This window comes from Allobosea sp. Leaf344 (assembly GCF_001426225.1).
Classification (GTDB): Bacteria; Pseudomonadota; Alphaproteobacteria; order Rhizobiales; family Beijerinckiaceae; genus Allobosea.
Map to the genome: position 1 here is coordinate 245,409 of NZ_LMRT01000013.1, position 17,425 is coordinate 262,833.

The 17,425-nt window shown below is 68.4% G+C and carries 20 protein-coding genes; 8 read left to right on the top strand and 12 right to left on the bottom strand.

What is annotated here, in order from left to right; all coding sequences use genetic code 11:
* Window positions 1-138 precede the first annotated feature (138 nt).
* Entirely contained in the window at window positions 139-1,026 is an 888-nt protein-coding gene (locus ASG72_RS09820; RefSeq protein ID WP_056711574.1) for a branched-chain amino acid aminotransferase, read from the top strand.
* A gap of 39 nt (window positions 1,027-1,065) precedes the next feature.
* Here ASG72_RS09820 and ASG72_RS09825 read toward each other — a convergent pair whose 3' ends face one another.
* The 5 genes from ASG72_RS09825 to uvrC form a co-directional block, all read right to left on the bottom strand.
* Window positions 1,066-2,151, bottom strand: a complete 1,086-nt coding sequence (locus tag ASG72_RS09825; protein ID WP_162246225.1) for a DUF1176 domain-containing protein — start codon at window positions 2,149-2,151, stop codon at window positions 1,066-1,068.
* A complete protein-coding gene (locus ASG72_RS09830; RefSeq protein WP_056711578.1) occupies window positions 2,129-2,584 on the bottom strand; it encodes a molybdenum cofactor biosynthesis protein MoaE in 456 nt (151 codons plus the stop codon). Before ASG72_RS09830 ends, ASG72_RS09825 begins: the two co-directional genes overlap by 23 nt.
* Before the next feature lie 48 nt (window positions 2,585-2,632).
* Entirely contained in the window at window positions 2,633-2,884 is a 252-nt protein-coding gene (gene moaD, locus ASG72_RS09835) for a molybdopterin converting factor subunit 1 (RefSeq protein ID WP_056712549.1), read from the bottom strand.
* Window positions 2,885-2,910: 26 nt separating this feature from the next.
* A complete protein-coding gene (gene pgsA, locus ASG72_RS09840) occupies window positions 2,911-3,522 on the bottom strand; it encodes a CDP-diacylglycerol--glycerol-3-phosphate 3-phosphatidyltransferase (RefSeq protein ID WP_244488760.1) in 612 nt (203 codons plus the stop codon).
* A gap of 82 nt (window positions 3,523-3,604) precedes the next feature.
* The gene (gene uvrC, locus ASG72_RS09845; protein ID WP_056712550.1) at window positions 3,605-5,635 is read right to left on the bottom strand and encodes an excinuclease ABC subunit UvrC; all 2,031 of its coding nucleotides are present in this window, start codon (window positions 5,633-5,635) and stop codon (window positions 3,605-3,607) included.
* Window positions 5,636-5,712: 77 nt separating this feature from the next.
* Here uvrC and ASG72_RS09850 point away from each other — a divergent pair, with 77 nt between their 5' ends.
* The 6 genes from ASG72_RS09850 to ASG72_RS09875 all read left to right on the top strand — a co-directional run bounded on the left by ASG72_RS09850 (window position 5,713) and on the right by ASG72_RS09875 (window position 10,907).
* Window positions 5,713-6,327 carry an AAA family ATPase gene (locus ASG72_RS09850; protein ID WP_244488761.1) on the top strand — a complete coding sequence of 205 codons (615 nt, stop codon included), beginning with the start codon at window positions 5,713-5,715 and terminating at the stop codon, window positions 6,325-6,327.
* A complete protein-coding gene (locus tag ASG72_RS09855) occupies window positions 6,324-7,340 on the top strand; it encodes an NADP-dependent oxidoreductase (protein ID WP_056711585.1) in 1,017 nt (338 codons plus the stop codon). Before ASG72_RS09850 ends, ASG72_RS09855 begins: the two co-directional genes overlap by 4 nt.
* A gap of 147 nt (window positions 7,341-7,487) precedes the next feature.
* On the top strand, window positions 7,488-8,327 hold the full coding sequence (gene lgt / locus ASG72_RS09860; protein ID WP_200939921.1) for a prolipoprotein diacylglyceryl transferase: 840 nt from the start codon (window positions 7,488-7,490) through the stop codon (window positions 8,325-8,327).
* Window positions 8,324-9,415: an SAM-dependent methyltransferase gene (locus ASG72_RS09865; protein ID WP_056711587.1), complete on the top strand. Its 1,092-nt coding sequence runs from the start codon at window positions 8,324-8,326 to the stop codon at window positions 9,413-9,415. Before lgt ends, ASG72_RS09865 begins: the two co-directional genes overlap by 4 nt.
* 34 nt (window positions 9,416-9,449) lie before the next feature.
* A complete protein-coding gene (gene pgeF / locus ASG72_RS09870; protein ID WP_056711589.1) occupies window positions 9,450-10,214 on the top strand; it encodes a peptidoglycan editing factor PgeF in 765 nt (254 codons plus the stop codon).
* Window positions 10,215-10,277: 63 nt separating this feature from the next.
* Window positions 10,278-10,907 (top strand): 2-hydroxychromene-2-carboxylate isomerase, encoded by a 630-nt coding sequence (locus ASG72_RS09875; protein ID WP_056711590.1) that lies wholly within the window; start codon window positions 10,278-10,280, stop codon window positions 10,905-10,907.
* Between the two features lie 10 nt (window positions 10,908-10,917).
* On the opposite strand, the gene ASG72_RS09880 is transcribed toward ASG72_RS09875, so the two are convergent.
* On the bottom strand, window positions 10,918-11,664 hold the full coding sequence (locus ASG72_RS09880; protein WP_056711592.1) for an SDR family oxidoreductase: 747 nt from the start codon (window positions 11,662-11,664) through the stop codon (window positions 10,918-10,920).
* Between the two features lie 4 nt (window positions 11,665-11,668).
* Window positions 11,669-12,454, bottom strand: coding sequence for a glycosyltransferase family 2 protein (locus tag ASG72_RS09885; RefSeq protein WP_056711595.1), 786 nt, complete (start codon window positions 12,452-12,454; stop codon window positions 11,669-11,671).
* Between the two features lie 371 nt (window positions 12,455-12,825).
* Here ASG72_RS09885 and ASG72_RS09890 point away from each other — a divergent pair, with 371 nt between their 5' ends.
* Window positions 12,826-13,515: an outer membrane protein gene (locus ASG72_RS09890; protein ID WP_056711597.1), complete on the top strand. Its 690-nt coding sequence runs from the start codon at window positions 12,826-12,828 to the stop codon at window positions 13,513-13,515.
* A 183-nt stretch (window positions 13,516-13,698) separates the two neighbouring features.
* On the opposite strand, the gene ASG72_RS09895 is transcribed toward ASG72_RS09890, so the two are convergent.
* The 5 genes from ASG72_RS09895 to ASG72_RS09915 all read right to left on the bottom strand — a co-directional run bounded on the left by ASG72_RS09895 (window position 13,699) and on the right by ASG72_RS09915 (window position 17,358).
* A complete protein-coding gene (locus ASG72_RS09895; RefSeq protein WP_056711599.1) occupies window positions 13,699-14,304 on the bottom strand; it encodes a glutathione S-transferase N-terminal domain-containing protein in 606 nt (201 codons plus the stop codon).
* Between the two features lie 24 nt (window positions 14,305-14,328).
* The gene (gene rlmJ, locus ASG72_RS09900; protein WP_056711601.1) at window positions 14,329-15,180 is read right to left on the bottom strand and encodes a 23S rRNA (adenine(2030)-N(6))-methyltransferase RlmJ; all 852 of its coding nucleotides are present in this window, start codon (window positions 15,178-15,180) and stop codon (window positions 14,329-14,331) included.
* A gap of 53 nt (window positions 15,181-15,233) precedes the next feature.
* On the bottom strand, window positions 15,234-15,902 hold the full coding sequence (locus ASG72_RS09905; protein WP_056711603.1) for a ribonuclease T: 669 nt from the start codon (window positions 15,900-15,902) through the stop codon (window positions 15,234-15,236).
* A gap of 17 nt (window positions 15,903-15,919) precedes the next feature.
* Entirely contained in the window at window positions 15,920-16,375 is a 456-nt protein-coding gene (locus ASG72_RS09910; RefSeq protein WP_056711605.1) for a hypothetical protein, read from the bottom strand.
* 89 nt (window positions 16,376-16,464) lie between these two features.
* Window positions 16,465-17,358: a DMT family transporter gene (locus ASG72_RS09915; protein ID WP_056711608.1), complete on the bottom strand. Its 894-nt coding sequence runs from the start codon at window positions 17,356-17,358 to the stop codon at window positions 16,465-16,467.
* Between the last annotated feature and the right edge of the window lie 67 nt (window positions 17,359-17,425).

The window sequence follows — 17,425 nt, forward strand, 5'->3', positions numbered from 1 at the left end:
CCGGTCAAGCGCGTGAGGCGACGGATTATGTCGTCTTCGGACCCGCTCGCGCAGTTTCATTCCGCCCTTGCAACGGCGCCAATTCTGGACCAGCAGGGGCGGGCGGTCTGCCGGTTTCATGTGCAAAAGGAGCACACCATGTCAGTCATCCCCTTCGACCAGCGCGACGGCGTCATCTGGTTCGACGGCAAGCTCGTGCCCTGGAAGGATGCCAAGGTGCACGTACTGACCCATGGGCTGCATTACGGCTCCTGCATTTTCGAGGGCGAGCGCGCCTATGACGGCGTCATCTACAAATGCACCGAGCATTCCCAGCGCCTGCACAAATCGGCCGAGATCATGGACTTCACCATCCCCTGGACGGTGGAGGAGATCGACGCGGCGAAATATCTCTGCCTGAAGGAGAACGGGCTGAAGGACGCCTATGTCCGCCCGGTCGCCTGGCGCGGCTCCGAGATGATGGCGGTCTCCGGCATGCACAACACGATCCATACGGCGATCGCGGTGTGGGAATGGCCGAGCATGTTCGACATGGCGCAGAAGCTGAAGGGCGTGCGGCTCGACATCGCCAGCTATCGCCGGCCCGACCCGGCCTGCGCCCCGGTCCATGCCAAGGCGGCGGGGCTCTACATGATCTGCTCGCTCTCCAAGCACAAGGCGGAGCGCGCCGGCTATGCCGATGCGATGATGCTGGATTGGGAGGGCAATGTCGCCGAATGCACCGGCGCCAACATCTTCTTCATCAAGGACGGGGTGATTCATACCCCGCTCGCCGACCGGTTCCTGAACGGCATAACCCGGCAATCCGTGATCGAGCAGTGCAAGAAGCGCGGCTTCGAGGTGGTGGAGCGGCGCATCCGCCCGGAGGAGCTGGCGAGCTTCAACGAGTGCTTCATCACCGGATCGGCCGCCGAGGTGACGCTCGTCTCCGAGATCGGCCCCTATTCCTTCATCACCGGCAATATGGGCAAGGTGATCATGGAGGATTATTCGGCCGCGGTGAGGCCGCAATCGCAGGCGGCCTGACCCTGCCGGTTCGAGGGGGCGCGGCGGAGACCGGCTGGCCTAGCCGCCGGTCTTCGCCTCGCTCCGGAACAAGGTGATCCAATCATCCCCGGGGATGAGCCGGCATTCGCTCATCGCGCTCAGCCCGAGGATGGCGAAGCGGCTGCCGTCCCAGCCATAGGAGCCGGCGGCGCCGCAATCGCCGATGCCGCGGCCCTTGGCGTAGAACGAGACCTGGCCGGTCGCGGGGTCGAAATCCGCATTGACCAGCTCGTTGTCGGGCGAGCTGCCGCTGCCCTCGAAGGCTGCCGGCCGGGCTTTCGCGACATCGCGCCCCGGCACCAGCCAGAACTGGCTGGAGATGTTGTAGGCGCCGCGCGAACAGGCGAGGGAGACGAGCCGCAGCCGGTCGTCCAGCGGCCAGACGCCATCGGCATCCTCGAAGCCGGGCGGGGTCTCCTCGCAGCTATCGGGCGCGCGCCGGTTGATCTCGCCGCGCAACGCCGTGGCCAGCGCCTGGGCCTCGGCCTTCGGCAGCGGCTTGCCGGAGGCCTTGCGGGTGGTGACGACGGGAAGGGCGGGTGCGGCCGGGGCCGTGCCGGCGGTGCCCTTGCGGATCAGCGCCGTCGGCGTGTTCAGCCGGCCCTGCCGCTCATCGATCCAGAGCATGGCGGCGACCGAGCCGGCGAGCGAGACGGTGAAGCTGCGCGCACCGATGCGCGCGGTCAGGGCCGTGGCCTTGCGCGCCGCCGCGATCAGCGCTTCGGCCTCAGCCGGCGGCAGGGTGATCTCGGCGACTTCGGCATCGACGCTCTGCGCTGCGAAGCGGCGGCCGGCGGCTGGGAACGGCGCCCCGTCGAGGGCGAGCTCGATGTCGAAGCGCGGCTCGAGCTTCTGCGCCCGCAGCTTGAGAGACAGCGTCGGGGCGCCGTCCGGACCGGCCGCACGGTCGAGCCTCAGGAAGGCGACATCGGCGTCGGTCTCCTTTGGCAGCGACAGCGCCGTGCAGGAGCGCGTATTGTCGCAGCCGGCGATCCAGTCACGGAAGGTCTTGGTGGCGCCGGGTTCGGCGCGCGCCGGGCCGGCCAGAGCGGCGCCGAGCATGAGCGCCAGGAGCGGAGCCTCAACCCCAGCGCGACGCCGCATCGTCATCCTCCTGCCTGGCCTCGACCCAGCCGCCGACCGTCCCGTCGAGCAGATGCTCGCGCTTCCAGAACGGGGCGCGGGTCTTGAGATAGTCCATCATGAAATCCGCCGCCTCGAAGGCGGCCCGGCGATGCGCCGAGGTGGCGACGACCAGCACGATCTGCTCGCCGGGCCTGACCAGGCCGAAGCGATGGATCGCGGTCAAGCCGCTCAGCGGCCAGCGCTCCAGCGCCGCCTGCGCCACGCGGCCGATCTCGGCCTCGGCCATGCCGGGATAATGCTCGAGCTCCAGCGCCTGCAGCCGCCCGCCCTCATCCCGGCAGAGGCCGGTGAAGCTGACCACGGCGCCGATATGGCTGCGCGCCGCCGTCAGCCGCTCCACCTCGGCGGAGAGGTCGAAATCCTCGCGCTGGATGCGGATGGTCGGCGTCATCGCGCGCTCCGTCCGAAGCCGGTGCAGATCAGGCGGCCGGACCTCACCTCATCCACCGGTCATCGGCGGGAAGAAGGCGATCTCATGCGCCTCCGCGATGCTGGCATCGGGTTTGACATGGGTATGGTCGATGGCGGCGCGCACGATCGCCTCGTCGGCGAAGGCGGCGGCATAGCCCTCGTCGCGGCTCTTCAGCCAGCGCACCAGCTCGGCGACCGTCCGCGCCTCGGCGGGGGGCGTCACGGTCTCCTCCGCCAGGCCGATGCGCTCGCGCACCCAGGCGAAATAGACGAGCTTCAGCGGGCGGGTCTGGATCATGGCTTCGCTCATGGGGCGCGCTCATCCTCCTCGACGAGATAGCGGATGCCGGCGTTGAAATAATCCCAGCCGGAATAGATCGTCAGCAGCGCCGCGATCCACAGCATCACGATGCCGATCGTCGTGTTGTAGGGCAGGACCTGGTCGCCGGCCGGGCCGGCGACGAGAAAGCCGAGCGCCAGCAATTGCGTGGTCGTCTTCCATTTCGCGACCTTGCTGACGGGGACGCTGACCTTCAGCTCCGCCAGGAATTCGCGCAGGCCGGAGACCAGGATCTCGCGGCAGAGGATGACGATGGCGGCCCAGATCGCCCAGCCCTTGATCGTCTCGGTATGGACCAGCATCAGCAGCAGCGCGCAGACCAGGAGCTTGTCGGCGATCGGATCGAGCATGCGGCCGATGGCGGATTGCTGGCTCCAGGCACGGGCGAGCCAGCCATCGAGATAATCGGTCACCGCCGCCAGCACATAGACGGCGAGCGCGCACCAGCGCAGCCAGTCGTCGGTCGGCCAGAACAGCAGCGCGACCACGGCGGGGATCGCGACGATCCGCCCGTAGGTCAGGAGATTGGGCAGCGACCAGGGGCCGCGGCGCTTGATGGCGTCTGTCAGAGTCGTCACGGGTCCCACCAAAGCAGCGCCTTTGTGACAGCGTCAACACGCATGAGCATGAGGGCGCCCGTCCAGTGCCTGCATTCTGCGCTCATGCGTCGTGAAAGTAATCATGCACCGCCTTGGCGGTCGCGGCATTGACGCCGGGCGTCCGCATCAGATCCTCGAGCTTGGCGCGCTGGATCGCCTTGATCGTACCGAAATGCAGCAGAAGTGCGCGCTTGCGCGTAGGGCCGATGCCGGGGATCTCGTCGAGCGGGTTCTTCATCGTGTCGCGCTTGCGCTTGGCGCGGTGCGTGCCGATCGCGAAGCGATGCGCCTCGTCGCGCAGGCGCTGGATGAAATACAGCGCGGGGTCGCGCGGCGGCAGCTTGAACGGCTCGCGGCCGGCCATGTGGAAGGTCTCGCGCATGGCGTTGCGGTCGGCGCCCTTGGCGATGGCGACGAGCGGGATGTCGCCGGCGCCGCGCTCGGCCATGATCTTGCGCGCGGCCTCGAACTGGCCCTTGCCGCCGTCGACGATGACGAGATCGGGCCGGGAGGGGAAGCTGCCATCGTCGGGCGGCGGCGGCGGGGCCGGCATGGGGAGGCCCTCCGGCCCCGTGACGTCGTCGGGGAGGGGGGCGTCCGCGACGGGGACATTGTCCTTCGCCAGCCGCGCGAAGCGCCGGTGCAGAACCTCCCGCATCATGCCGAAATCATCGCCGGCGATGGTGTCGGTCGAGATGTTGAAGGTGCGGTAATGGCTCTTCATGAAGCCGTCCTTCCCGGCGACGATCATCGCGCCGACGGCATTGGTGCCCATGATGTGCGAATTATCGTAGACCTCGACCCGGCGCGGCGGGCGGGCCATGCCGAAGGCGGTGCCGAGCGCGCTCAGCAGGGATTGCTGGCCGGCATTGTCGGCGAGCTTGCGGGAGAGCGCCTCGCGCGCATTCTTCACGGCATGGGCGACGAGATCGGCCCGCTCGCCGCGCCTGGGATGGGCGATCTCGACCTTGCGGCCGGCGCGGGCGCTCAGCGCCTGGCCGATCAGCTCCATATCCTCGACCGGATGCGAGATCAGCACCAGCCGCGGCGGCGGCTTGTCGTCGTAGAACTGGCTGATCACCGAGGCCAGCACTTCGGCGGGCGTCAGGCTGCGATCGGCCCGCGGAAACAGCGCGCGATTGCCCCAGTTCTGGTGATTGCGGAAAAAGAAGATCTCGATGCAGAACTGACCGGCCTGTTCGTCGATGGCGAAGACGTCGGCTTCCTCGACGTCGCGGGTGTTGATGTCCTGCCCGGCCTGCACCGCCGAGAGGGCGGCGAGACGGTCGCGATAGCGCGCCGCCTTCTCGAATTCGAGCTCCTCGGCGGCGGCCTGCATCCGGGCCGACAGCGTCTTCTTCACATCCGAGGAACGTCCGGCCAGGAAGTCGCGGGCCTGGCCGGCCAGCGCCTGATAATCCGGGATCGAGATCTCGCCGGTGCAGGGGCCGGAACAGCGCTTGATCTGGAAGAGCAGGCAGGGCCGGGTGCGGTTCTCATAGAAGGAATCGGTGCAGGAGCGCAGCAGAAACGCCTTCTGCAGGGCGTCGATGGTGCGCTTCACCGCCCAGACCGACGCGAAGGGGCCGTAATAATCGCCCTTGCGCTGGCGCGAGCCGCGATGCTTGGCGATCTGCGGCGCCTCGTGATCGCCGCTGAGCAGGATATAGGGGAAGCTCTTGTCGTCGCGCAGCAGCACGTTGTAGCGCGGCCGAAGCTGCTTGATCAGGTTGGATTCGAGCAGCAGCGCCTCGGTTTCGCTGCCGGTGGTGACGAATTCCATATTCGCCGTCTCGGCGATCATGCGCGCCACGGCATTGGTATGGGCCATGCCACGCGCATAGGCGCTGACCCGGTTCTTCAGGTTCTTGGCCTTGCCGACATAGAGGACCTCGCCGGCCCGGTCGAACATGCGGTAGACGCCCGGCCGGTTGGGCAGGTGCTTGGCGAAGCCGGCGATGACCCCGATGCCGGCTTTCAGCGCGCCGGGCGCGGCTTCGCCGAGATCGGCGACGGGAGGAAGGGGAAGCGTATCCTCTTCATCCGTCTCGATCTCGGTATCGGGGAGGTCGGCCTGGCGTTCGCGAGTCATGGGCTGCATGTAGGATGCGACGGGCGTTTCGTCATGTCAGCAGTGCAAGACAGGGCGGGCCCGGCCGGTTTCGCCGGATGGGGTTGCAGAAACGGGAGGCGGGTAGGCTGCCGGAAATGGAAAACGGGCGCGTCATCCTCCTCAACGGCGAGTCGAGCAGTGGCAAATCGACACTGGCGCGCGCGCTCCAGGACCGGATCGAGCTGCCGTTCTGGCATATTTCGATCGACCATCTCAGGGATTCCGGCGTGCTGCCGACGGCGCGGATCGCGCGCGGCGACTTCGCCTGGAGCGAGCTCAGGGACGGTTTCTTCCTCGGCTTCGAACAATCGCTGCTGGCCTATCTCCGGGCCGGCAACAACCTGATCGTCGAGCACATCCTGGAGAATCGGGCATGGGCGCGCCGGCTGGCCGTGACCCTGGCCGAGCAGGACGTCTTCTTCGTCGGCCTGCGCTGCGAGCTCGGGGAGCTGGAGCGCCGCGAGCGGGCGCGGGGCGACCGCCGCATCGGCGATGCGCGGCGTGACCATGCGTCGGTCCACCGCTATGGCCGCTATGATCTCGAGGTCGACGGCACGCAGCCGCCGGCCGATAATGCAGAGCGTCTCATCCAGGCCTGGCGGAGGCGCAGTCGCCCATCCGCCCTGCAGCTGATGGGCGTGGATGACGGCCAAGGGGAGCAACCCGCATGACACCGACGCAGATGCAGCGCATCGTCCTCGCCGCCCGTCCGACGGGCCGGCCCGACCACAGCCATTTCCGGCTGGAAACGGCGCCGATCCCCACTCCGGGCGAGGGGCAGCTTCTGCTCAAGACGCTGTATCTCTCGCTCGACCCCTATATGCGCGGACGGATGAGCGCCGCGAAATCCTATTCCGCCCCGGTCGAGATCGGCCAGGTGATGGAAGGCGGCACCGTCTCGGAAGTGCTGGAGAGCCGCTATCCCGGGCTGAACCCCGGCGATGTCGTGCTCTCCTTCTCCGGCTGGCAGAGCCATGCGCTCGCCGATGGGGCGCAGCTGCGCAAGCTCGACCCGCAGGCGGCGCCGGTGACGACCGCGCTCGGCGTGCTCGGCATGCCCGGCTTCACCGCCTATGCCGGGCTCCTGACCATCGGCCAGCCGAAGCCGGGCGAGACCGTGGTCGTCGCGGCCGCCAGCGGGCCGGTCGGCTCCGCGGTCGGGCAGATCGCCCGGATCAAGGGGGCGCGGGCGGTCGGCATCGCCGGCGGGCCGGAGAAATGCGCCTATATCCGCGAGAATTTCGGCTTCGATGCCGTGATCGACCATCGGGCGCCGGATCTGGCGGAGCAGCTCGCGGCCGCCTGTCCGGACGGGATCGACGTCTATTTCGAGAATGTCGGCGGCAAGGTCTGGGATGCGGTGTTTCCGCTGTTGAACGGCTTCGCCCGCATCCCGGTCTGCGGGCTGATCGCCCAGTACAATGCCAGCGGCGATTTCGAGGGGCCGGACCGGCTGCCGGTGCTGATGCGGCAGGTGCTGACCAAGAGCCTGCTGATTCGCGGCTTCATCCAGCGGGAATTCGCGGCCCAGCGCCCCGATTTCGAGCGCGAGATGGCGGGGTGGATCGCCAGCGGCGCCGTCCGCTACAAGGAGGACATCGTCACCGGGCTCGAAAACGCGCCGGAGGCCTTCATGGGCCTTTTGGAGGGCCGCAACTTCGGCAAGCTGGTCGTGAAACTGTGAACGGCCCGTGCGCGGGCGCTCCGGGCGGTCCGCCCCCGCCGTGACCGGGCCGCGCCGGCCGCGATCCCGCCGGGATCACGGGATCGCCTCTTGACCTCAGCGGCGCGCGATGACCATCACCCTGCGCCCGCCATCCGGACCCTGATCATGCCAGTCTTCGCCATTCCCTTCCCGGTCATCGACCCGGTCGCCCTCTCGATCGGGCCTCTCGCGGTGAAATGGTACGGGCTCGCCTATGTCGCCGGCCTGCTCGGGGGCTGGTGGTATGCGCGCCGGCTGGTGGCGGCGGAGACGCTGTGGGGCGGGCGGGCCCGGCCCAAGGTCGCGGAGCTCGACGACATGCTGCTCTTCGTGGCGCTGGGCGTGGTACTCGGCGGGCGGCTGGGCTTCGTGCTGTTCTACGATCTGCAGCGCTATCTGGAGCAGCCGCAGGACATCATCGCGATCTGGCAGGGCGGCATGTCCTTCCATGGCGGGCTGGTCGGCGCGACCTTCGCGCTCTGGCTCTTCGCGAGGCGGCGCGGCTATCCCGCGCTGAGCGTGTTCGATCTGGCCGCGACCGTCGTGCCGATCGGGGTGTTCCTCGGGCGCATCGCCAATTTCATCAATGCCGAGCTCTGGGGCCGGCCGGCGCCGGACGTTCCCTGGGCCATGGTGTTTCCCGATTCCGGGCCGCTGCCGCGCCATCCGAGCCAGCTTTACGAGGCGCTGGGCGAGGGGCTCTTGCTGTTCATCCTCCTCGGCCTGCTGGTGCGGGCGGGCGGGCTGAAGCGGCCGGGGCTGGTGGCGGGCGTCTTCGGCATGGGCTATGCGCTGGCGCGCATCGTCTGCGAATTCTTCCGCGAGCCCGATCCGCAGCTCGGCTTCCTGTTCGGCCGCTCGGTCGATGCGCTGTCGGGCGGTGTCACCATGGGCATGCTCCTGTCGCTGCCGCTGTTCTTCGCGGGGCTGTATTTCGTCCTGCGCTCGCGGCGCGCCGCCGCATGAGCGCGCTGCGGGCGGAGCTCGTCCGCCTGATCCGCAGCGAGGGGCCGATGCCGGTGTCGCGCTACATGGCGCTGTGCCTCGGCCACCCCGCCCATGGCTATTACATGACGCGCGATCCGTTCGGGGTGCAGGGGGATTTCACCACCGCCCCCGAGATCAGCCAGATGTTCGGCGAGCTGATCGGCGTCTGGGCGGTGCAGCTCTGGCAGGCGATGGGGGCGCCGCCTTCGATCCGCCTGGTCGAGCTCGGTCCCGGCCGTGGCACGCTGATGGCCGATATGCTGCGCGCCGCGCGCGTGCTGCCGGCGTTCCGCGCGGCCCTGTCGGTGCATCTCCTCGAGATGAGCCCGGTCCTGCGCGCGCTCCAGGCCCGGACGCTGGCCGGCCAGGCCGAGCCGGTCTGGCACGACCGGATCGAGGAGGCGCTGGACGGGCCGGTGATCGTCATCGCCAACGAGTTTCTGGATGCGCTGCCGCTCGACCAGTTCGTGAAGACGCAGGAGGGCTGGCGCGAGCGCCTGGTCGGTCTCGATCCGGAGGGCGGGCTGTGCTTCGGGCTCAGCGGCGCCGCGGTCGATCTCGCGGCCGATGCCGCGCCCGGCAGCGTGCTGGAGCAGCCGCGGGCGGCGCTGGATTGCGTCGCGGCGCTCGCCCGCCATGTCGCCGGCGCGGGCGGAGCGGCGCTGCTGATCGATTACGGCAGCGCGCAGAGCGGTTTCGGCGATACGCTGCAGGCGATGCGGCGCCATCGTTTCGTGCCGGTCCTGGACGATCCGGGCGAGGCCGATCTCACCGTCCATGTCGATTTCGCGCGCATGGCCGCGGCGGCGTTGCGGGCGGGGGCTGCGGTCAACGGCCCGGTCGGGCAGGGCGATTTCCTGCGCGGCCTCGGCCTGAATGAGCGGGCGCGGGCCCTGTCGCTGCGCGCCACTTCGGAGCAGGCCAAGGCGATCGCCGAGGCGGCCGATCGGCTGACCGAGCCCGGCGCCACCGGCATGGGCACGCTGTTCAAATGCCTCGCTCTCGCCCACAAGGAATTGCCGCCCCTGCCCGGATTCGACCTTCATCGGCTGCCAGAGCAGGGCTGACCCAACACCGACCCAGCCAGAGCGGACGCTTCCGATGTTCATCACCTCTCCCGATCTCGCCGCGCTGCCCGGCATCCGCCACGCCTTCTTCACCCGGGAGGGCGGGGTCTCCACGGGGATCTACGCCTCGCTGAATGGCGGGCTGGGGTCCCGGGACGATGCCGCGGCGATCGCCGAGAACCGGGCGCGGATGGCGCGGCACCTCTCGGTCGCCCCCGACAATCTGGTCAGCCTCTATCAGGTGCATTCGCCCGACGTCGCCGTGGTGACGGGCCCCTGGCTCGGCGAGCGGCCCCGGGCCGACGCCATGGTGACGACCGCCCCGGGGGTCGCGCTCGGCGTCTCCAGCGCCGATTGCGGGCCGATCCTGTTCGCGGATGCGGAGGCTCGGGTCATTGGCGGCGCGCATTCCGGCTGGAAGGGTGCGTTTTCAGGCGTGGTCGCCGCGACGGTGACGGCGATGGAAAAGCTGGGAGCGCGACGCGAGCGGATCGTGGCGGTGCTCGGTCCCACCATCAGCGCCGCCGCCTATGAGGTCGGGCCGGAATTCGTCGAGCGCTTCAAGCAGGAAAACGCGACCTTCGGGCGCTTCTTCAAGGGCTCGGAGCGACCGGCCCATGCCATGTTCGATCTGCCGGGCTTCATCGCCCACAAGGCGCAGGAGGCGGGGATCGGGCTGTTCGTCGATCTCGGCCTTTGCACCTATGGCGACGAGCGGCGCTTCTTCAGCTATCGCCGCACCACCCATCGCGGCGAGCCGGATTACGGCCGGCTGATCTCGGCGATCGCGCTGGATTGAGACCGGCACACGCGCTAGGTGCGACGGGTCGCACGTCGCGCTTCCTCTGTCCGCGAGCCAGCCATGTCCCGTCAGATCGATTATTTCTTCACGCTGCTCTCGCCCTGGACCTATCTCGGGCATGACGCCTTCGTCGCTCTGGCGCGCGAGCACGGGCTCGAGATCCGCTACCGTCCGACGCCGCTGCGCTCGGTCTTCGACGAGACCGGCGGCCTGCCGCTGCCCAAGCGCCATCCGGTCCGGCAGCGCTACCGGATCCTCGAATTGCAGCGCTGGCGCGAGAAGCGCGGTCTGCCGCTCGTGCTTTTTCCGAAGCATTTTCCTTTCGATGTCGCGCTGGCGGACCGGATGGTGATCGCCATCGGCGAGGCGGGCGGTGATGCCGCGGGATTCGTCGGGCTGGTGCTGGCGGGCGTCTGGGCGCGCGACGAGGATCTCTCCCGGCCCGAGCTCCTCGTCGAGCTGGCCGGGCAGGCCGGCTTCGACGGAGCACAATTGCTGGCGTCGGCCCAGTCCGAGGCGATCGGCGCGCGCTATCTCGCGACGAGCGATGCGGCGATCGCCGCCGGCGTCTTCGGTGCCCCGAGCTATGTCTGGCAGGAGGAGGTGTTCTGGGGGCAGGACCGGCTCAATCTGCTGGCCGATGCGCTGGCGAGCGGGCGCCAGCCCTATCGCAGCGACGCGACGCGCTGATCAAGGCCGCTCAGCCGACGATATCGGGCGTGCGCCAGCCCAGATGCTGCCCGGCATCGACGGCGATCATCTGGCCGGTGACCGACCGGGCGCGCGCCAGATACAGGACGGCCTCGGCGATTTCAGCGGGGTCGACGGCGTGGCCGAGCAGCGTGCCCGCCGCCTCGGCCTGCATCAGCTCCGCGCCGTCGAAGGGATTCGGCAGGGTCGGGCCGGGACCGACGGCGTTGACGCGGATGTGCGGGCTCAGCGCCTGGGCCATGGTCTGCGTCGCGGTGAGCAGCGCCGCCTTGGTCAGGGTGTAGGAATAATATTGCGGCGTCAGCTTCCAGACGCGCTGGTCGATGATGTTGACGATCGCGCCTTGCGTACCCTCCGGGAGCCGGTTGGCCATCGCCCCCGCCAGCACCGAAGGCGCGCGCAGATTGACGGAGAATTGCCGGTTCCAGCGCGCGACGTCGATCTGGCGGATATCGTCGAGCAGGAAGCTGGAGGCGTTGTTGACGAGAAGCGTCACCGGCCCGAGCGCCGTCTCGACATCCGGCATGATGCGCTCGACGGCGGCGGGATCGCCGAGATCGGCGGTGACGATATGCGTCCGCGCGCCCTGCGCCCGCAGCCGCGCGGCCAGCGCCTCGGCCTCGGTGACCGACTGGCTGCAATGGATCGCGACGGCGTAGCCCTCCTGCGCCAGCCGCTCGACGATCGCAGCCCCGATCCGCCGCGCGCCCCCCGTCACCAGCGCAACCCCTGCCATGAAATCAGCTGTCCTTGCGGCTGCGGTCGCGGCGCTGGAGCCGGCGCTCCCAGTGCTTGGCGACGCGGAGATAGCGGTAGAAGGCGTAGTTCATCGCCGTCATGAATCCATAGACGCCCCGCAGCGCGTGGCGGCGGCCGATATAGGCCTTGATGAAATTGGCCGGGAATTCCACGATCAGGCGGAACACCGAGACCGTGGCGCCGCGCGCGTCGAGATCATCGGCCTGCGCGTCGCTGTAGGAATTGAGCTTCTCCATCTGCTCGCCCAGTGATCGCACGGAAAAGTGATGCACCGTGCCTTTCAGCCGGCCGATACGGGCATCGGGGGCGAGATCGACACGGTCATGCACCGGCGAGCTGGAATAGCGGCCCTTCGTGCGGCGGTAGAGCCGCACCGGCGCCAGAGCATAGGCGAAGCGATGCGGCGCGCGCTCGCCGGGAAAAATCTCGGCGATGCGCAGCTTGTAGGCATCGGCCGGCGGCGGGCCAGCGGCGAAAAGGGCGCTGATCTCGGCGGCGAGATCGGCGGGGACGACCTCGTCGGCATCGAGATTCAACAGCCAATCATGCCGGCACTGCTCTTCGGCGAAGCGCTTCTGCTGCCCATAGCCCGGCCAGGGGTTGAAGATCACGCGGGCCCCGAGCTTTTCGGCGATCGCCTGCGTGCCGTCGGTCGAGCCGGAATCGACGAGCACGATGTCGTCGCTCAGCACCCGGACCGCGGCGATGGTATCGCCGATGCGGTCCGCCTCGTTCAACGCGATGATGAAGATCGATAAGGGCGGCAACCGGCTCTCGCTCTCTGCTTCGACTGTCCGGGCTTAAGCTGCGGTCACCCCTGCCGCAAGCATGCCACATTCCCTCCTGCGAAAATCATGGGAACTTTGAGGCAGGATGCGGGTTTGACCGGTAATCAGCGGGAATTAAGGCATTGGTAACTATAGTATTCCTGCTCATGATTAAGATGGTTTAACAAATGTTAAAGCGTATTTAAAATTTTGCCATAGTCATCCTCATTCGTGCCGCATTTTTGCCGCGGTCCTCGGGGCAGATGTGCTTCCGCCGCAACAGACAACGGACCGATATCGACTTATATCTGGTTCATCGAAATCAACCGCCTGGCGACGAGCCGGCATCTGCGACGACTAAGGAGTTTAACATGAAGAAGTATCTGCTTTCGAGCGTTGCGGCGATCGGCCTCGTTGCCGCCGGCGCTGCCTCCGCCGCCGACCTGCCGGCTCGTCGCGGCCCCGTCGCTGCCCCGGTTTATGCTCCGGTCGTTCCCGTCTTCACCTGGACCGGCTTCTACGTCGGTGCCAACGCCGGCTATGGCTGGGGCAACATCGACTCCACCACCTTCGGCGTGCTGCCCACGCTGAGCGATCCGGAAGGCTTCATCGGCGGTGGCCAGATCGGCTACAACTACCAGATGGGCCAGCTGGTCTTCGGTCTCGAGGCCGACTTCCAGGGCGCCGATCTGAAGGCTGACGTCCGTGACGTGTTCGGCAACTCGGCTTCGAACGAGATCAACTACTTCGGTACGGTTCGCGCCCGCCTCGGCTACGCCATGGACCGCTTCCTGCCGTACATCACCGGTGGTTTCGCCTACGCCAACGTGAAGAGCACCTTCGCCACCCCGTTCGCGTCGATCAGCAACGACAACACCCAGTACGGCTACACCATCGGCGCCGGCCTGGAATACGCCTTCACCAACAACCTCACCGCCAAGATCGAGTATCTCTACGTCGATCTGGAGCGCGAGTCGGTCCGCACGCCCTTCGGCAATGCCAACTTCAAGGTCGGCACCGACTTCTCGCTGGTTCGCGCCGGCCTGAACTACAAGTTCTAGTCTTCGCGCCCGGTCGGGCACGGAAACAGCCCGGTGGCTTCGGCCACCGGGTTTTTTCATGCGTGGCGTCCGTCGAAAGGATCGGCGTGCCGGAAATCCGGAATAGTGGCGGAGCGCAGGATGACGTGGCTCTGCCCGCGGCGCCGGCTCGATACCGCTGGTCCTGATCGAAGGGCGCCGGCGTCAGCTCTTGACGCGTGTTTCCTCGAATGCGGGCACCTCGGCGGCGAAAGCGTCCAGCCAGGCGACGAGCCGGGGATGCTCGGCGCGCCACGCGCCGGCGAAGCGCAGATCGAGATAGCCGAGCGCGCAGGCCAGTGCGATCTCACCGATACGGGGCCGGCCGGAATAGGCGGGCGGCGCGGCTTCCAGCGCGGCGAGCGCGCGCGAGACCTTGCCGGCCTGATTGGCGACCCAGGCCGCGTTGCGGCCTTCTTCCGGCCGGAAGCGCACCTCGTAGACCTGAAGCAGCGCCGCATCGGCCAGGCCGTCGGCCAGCGCCATCAGACGCAGCTGCGCAAACCGCGCCTCGCCCTCCGGGAAGAGGCGATGGCCCCCGGCGATGAAGTCGAGATATTCGCAGATGACCCGCGAATCGAACAGGGTCGTGCCATCCTCCAGCACCAGGGTCGGGATCTTGCCGAGGGGGTTCTGCTGGCGCAGCGGCTCGGACGGGTCGTTGGTGTCGGCGACGGCGACCTCGATCCGGTCCATGAGGCCGAGCTCCATGGCGGCGATCTTGACCTTGCGGCCGAAGGGGGAAGCGGGCGAGGAGCGCAGGGTCAGCATGTCTTGGGCCTCGAAATGGCGATGTCAGCCGTCCGGTCGGATCGGCTCGCATAGGTAGCGCGGCCGTGGCCCCTGGGCGAGCCGTTCCGACAGAGCGGGCAGCAGAATTCGCGCTTCCTCCGCCAGCTTCCAGGGCGGGTTGACGATCAGCAGCCCGGTGGCGCTGAGCCCGCCTGCCGCCTCCGGGCGGTCGACGTCGATCTCGAGGCGCAGCAGGCGGCCGATGCCCGCCGCCGTGATGGCGCTGAGCAGATTGGCCACCGCCCGGCGGTCCTTCACCGGGTACCAGAGCGCATAGATCCCGCCCGGCCATTTGCGATGCGCGGCTATGAACTCCGCCTCGAGCCGCTCGAATTCGTCCTTCTCCTCGAAGGGCGGGTCGATCAGCACGAGGCCGCGGCGCTCCTTCGGCGGGACATTGCCGCGCAGCGCGTTCCAGCCATCGATGGCGAGCGCCTTGCTGCGCGAATCGCGGCCGATCGCCGCCACCAGCTTCTTATGCGTCAGCGGGTGCAGCTCGGCGGCGATCAGCCGGTCGCCGGCCCGCATCAGATGCTGGCAGAGCCAGGGCGAGCCGGGATAGGCGGCCTCGCCATGGAGCGCACGGGCACCGGCGAGCGCGTCGCGCCAGGGTTTGAGCAAGGCCTCGACGGCGGGTGCGAGCGGCGAACGGTCGATGCGGGCGACGCCGTCCTTCCATTCATGCGTCCGCAGCGCCTCCTCGGACCCGAGATCGTAGCGGCCGGCGCCGGCATGGGTATCGACCACGCGATAGGGCGTATCCTTGGCATTGAGATGCGTCAGGATCCGGGTCAGCATGACGTGCTTCAGCACATCGGCGAAATTTCCGGCGTGGAAGCCGTGGCGATAATTCATCAGCGGGTCTTAGAGCATCGCCCGGCAAAGCGGAAATGGCGCGGAGCGCCGGTTCAGCGCGGCGCCTTGACGGTGATCTCGCGGGCGCGGCAGCCGGAGCGATCGATCTCCGGGCAAGTGCGGAAGCTGCGGAGATCGCGGCTGAAGCAGATGCGGACCTCCTGCAGCACCTCGCGGCGGCAGGCCACCGACATCATGTCGCCGCGCAGCCCGGGATTTGCGGCGACGAAGGCGCGTTCGATGTCGAGCGCCGTCCAGTCCTGATCGCGCTCGGCCTTCGCGAATTGCGGCGGGATCGTCACCCGGTCGCGGGCGCGGCGTACATCGGCGAAATAATCGCTCGGGCTGGAGCCGGAGCAGGTGCCGTGCTTGCGCCATTGATGGCGGGCCAGGCCCTCGGAGGGGAAGAGGCCGGCGGCCTGTTCCATGGCGATGCGCGAGGGGCTGCGCCCGGCGGGCCCGCAGTCGCTGGGATAGCCGCGCTCGTTCTGCGGCCAGAGGCCGTGCACGACGAAGCGGAGATCGGCACCCTCGGCGCATTGCTCGCGATTGCGGTCGCGATCACCGTCGAGCGCGCAGAAGCCGGGCGACCAGGACAGGGCCAGGACGTAGAAATCGAACACGCCGGGCTCCCCGCCGCGCTCCACGCGCTGCGCCGAAGCGGGGGCGGTGCAGAGGCCGGCGATCAGGACCGCGCCGAGCCAGGCCGAAAGCCGTGCCATGCCGGCGGCGCTCCGGCTCAGGGCCGGGCCATCTTGCAATCGGGAGCGTAGGAGCGGTGGCGGTCGAGCCCGCTGACGCACCAGTTGACGTCCCAGCCCAGGCCGAACAGGCCGAGATTCTCGCGCACGGAATAATCGACACGGTGCAGCGTGCCGTCATTCAGCACGACGCGGCCGCTGCAGAAGCGGCGCGGTATGTAGTCGTCGCCCCAGGGCCGATAGGCCAGCGGCCTGACATGATCGAAACCGACGATGCGCAGCGGGCCCCAGAACTTGGCCTCCCGCGAATCGAAGGAGCTGGTCAGGCGGCCGATGACGGCGGCATCCTCGCAGGCGGGCAGGTTGCCATACATGGGGATGATGCGCGCCTCGGCCCGGTCGGCCGGATGGACGATGCGGTGGCCGGCCTGGGCGGTGGCGGCGGCGAAGCCGGCTGCGGCGAGGACCGCGAGGGAGAGACGAGCGCGGCGCATGATGGCGAAGCCTTTTGCGAAGTCGGGAATCCTGGCGGAACGATGGCTGCAGGCGCCGCCTCGGTCAAGGCTTGGCGGCACCGATCCGCTCAGGCCGATGTCTCGGCGGGCGCGAGCCGCAGTTGGCTGGCGCGCCGCTCCAGCAGCAGCAGGGCGAGCCCGGCGACGATGATCAGCACCGCGCCGAGCAGCATGGCCGGGGTCGGCCAGTCGCCGAAGACGAACCAGCCGAAGATCAGCGCCCAGACGATCAGCGTGTATTGGTAGGGCACGACGACCGAGGCCTCGGCCAGCTTGAGCGAGCGCGTCACGCAGAGATGCGCGACCATCGCGACGATGCCGAGCAGGCCGAGCAGCGCGGCATCGGTCAGCGACGGCGTGACCCAGCCGAGAGGCAGCAGCGCCAGCCCCATCAGCAGCGCGCCGAGTGTCTGCCACGCCACCAGCGTGACGTCCGGAGTGCCGCGCAATTGCCGGCCCGCAATCATCATCGCCGCGAAGAGGAAGCTGCCGACCAGGGCGATAAGGGCGGGCTTCGACAGGCTGGCGCTCGACGGGTTGAGCGCGACGGCGACCCCGACGAAGCCGGCCGCGACGGCCAGCCAGCGCCCGGCGCCGACCCGCTCTCCGAGCAGCAGCGCCGCCAGCACGACCGCCCAGACCGGGGCTGCCAGCCAGATGGTCATCGTGTCGGCCAGGGGCAGATAGGAGACCGCCCAGTAGAACAGCGCGACCTCGCCCGATCCGAACAGCACCCGCAGCAGCTGCAGCCCCGGCCGTTCGGGCTTGAGCGTGCGCATCAGGCCCTGTTTGAGCACGAAGGGCGTGATCACCGCCATGGCGGCGGCGCTGCGCAGCAGCAGCACCTGCCCGACCGTATAGGTGGCGACCAGCCATTTCCCCATCACGTCGTTGAGCGAGAACAGCAGGATCCCGAGAAGCATCATCAGGATGCCGAGCAGCGTGGCGTTGCGGATGGGCATGATGGAGGGCGGCCTTTCGCGATGCGGCTGACGACTTCGCCGATCGCGCGGGCGCAGGCAAGGGGCC

Bases quoted from the DNA above. Each gene is read 5' to 3' on its own strand.
- ASG72_RS09880 (WP_056711592.1), bottom strand. From the start codon at position 11,664: ATGGCAGGGGTTGCGCTGGTGACGGGGGGCGCGCGGCGGATCGGGGCT.
- ASG72_RS09915 (WP_056711608.1), bottom strand. From the start codon at position 17,358: ATGCCCATCCGCAACGCCACGCTGCTCGGCATCCTGATGATGCTTCTC.
- ASG72_RS09895 (WP_056711599.1), bottom strand. From the start codon at position 14,304: ATGCTGACCCTGCGCTCCTCGCCCGCTTCCCCCTTCGGCCGCAAGGTC.
- ASG72_RS09875 (WP_056711590.1), top strand. From the start codon at position 10,278: ATGTCCCGTCAGATCGATTATTTCTTCACGCTGCTCTCGCCCTGGACC.
- ASG72_RS09905 (WP_056711603.1), bottom strand. From the start codon at position 15,902: ATGGCACGGCTTTCGGCCTGGCTCGGCGCGGTCCTGATCGCCGGCCTC.
- ASG72_RS09850 (WP_244488761.1), top strand. From the start codon at position 5,713: ATGGGGTTGCAGAAACGGGAGGCGGGTAGGCTGCCGGAAATGGAAAAC.
- pgeF (WP_056711589.1), top strand. From the start codon at position 9,450: ATGTTCATCACCTCTCCCGATCTCGCCGCGCTGCCCGGCATCCGCCAC.
- rlmJ (WP_056711601.1), bottom strand. From the start codon at position 15,180: ATGAATTATCGCCACGGCTTCCACGCCGGAAATTTCGCCGATGTGCTG.
- ASG72_RS09890 (WP_056711597.1), top strand. From the start codon at position 12,826: ATGAAGAAGTATCTGCTTTCGAGCGTTGCGGCGATCGGCCTCGTTGCC.
- ASG72_RS09910 (WP_056711605.1), bottom strand. From the start codon at position 16,375: ATGCGCCGCGCTCGTCTCTCCCTCGCGGTCCTCGCCGCAGCCGGCTTC.
- ASG72_RS09830 (WP_056711578.1), bottom strand. From the start codon at position 2,584: ATGACGCCGACCATCCGCATCCAGCGCGAGGATTTCGACCTCTCCGCC.
- ASG72_RS09825 (WP_162246225.1), bottom strand. From the start codon at position 2,151: ATGCGGCGTCGCGCTGGGGTTGAGGCTCCGCTCCTGGCGCTCATGCTC.
- lgt (WP_200939921.1), top strand. From the start codon at position 7,488: ATGCCAGTCTTCGCCATTCCCTTCCCGGTCATCGACCCGGTCGCCCTC.
- ASG72_RS09855 (WP_056711585.1), top strand. From the start codon at position 6,324: ATGACACCGACGCAGATGCAGCGCATCGTCCTCGCCGCCCGTCCGACG.
- ASG72_RS09820 (WP_056711574.1), top strand. From the start codon at position 139: ATGTCAGTCATCCCCTTCGACCAGCGCGACGGCGTCATCTGGTTCGAC.
- uvrC (WP_056712550.1), bottom strand. From the start codon at position 5,635: ATGACTCGCGAACGCCAGGCCGACCTCCCCGATACCGAGATCGAGACG.
- ASG72_RS09865 (WP_056711587.1), top strand. From the start codon at position 8,324: ATGAGCGCGCTGCGGGCGGAGCTCGTCCGCCTGATCCGCAGCGAGGGG.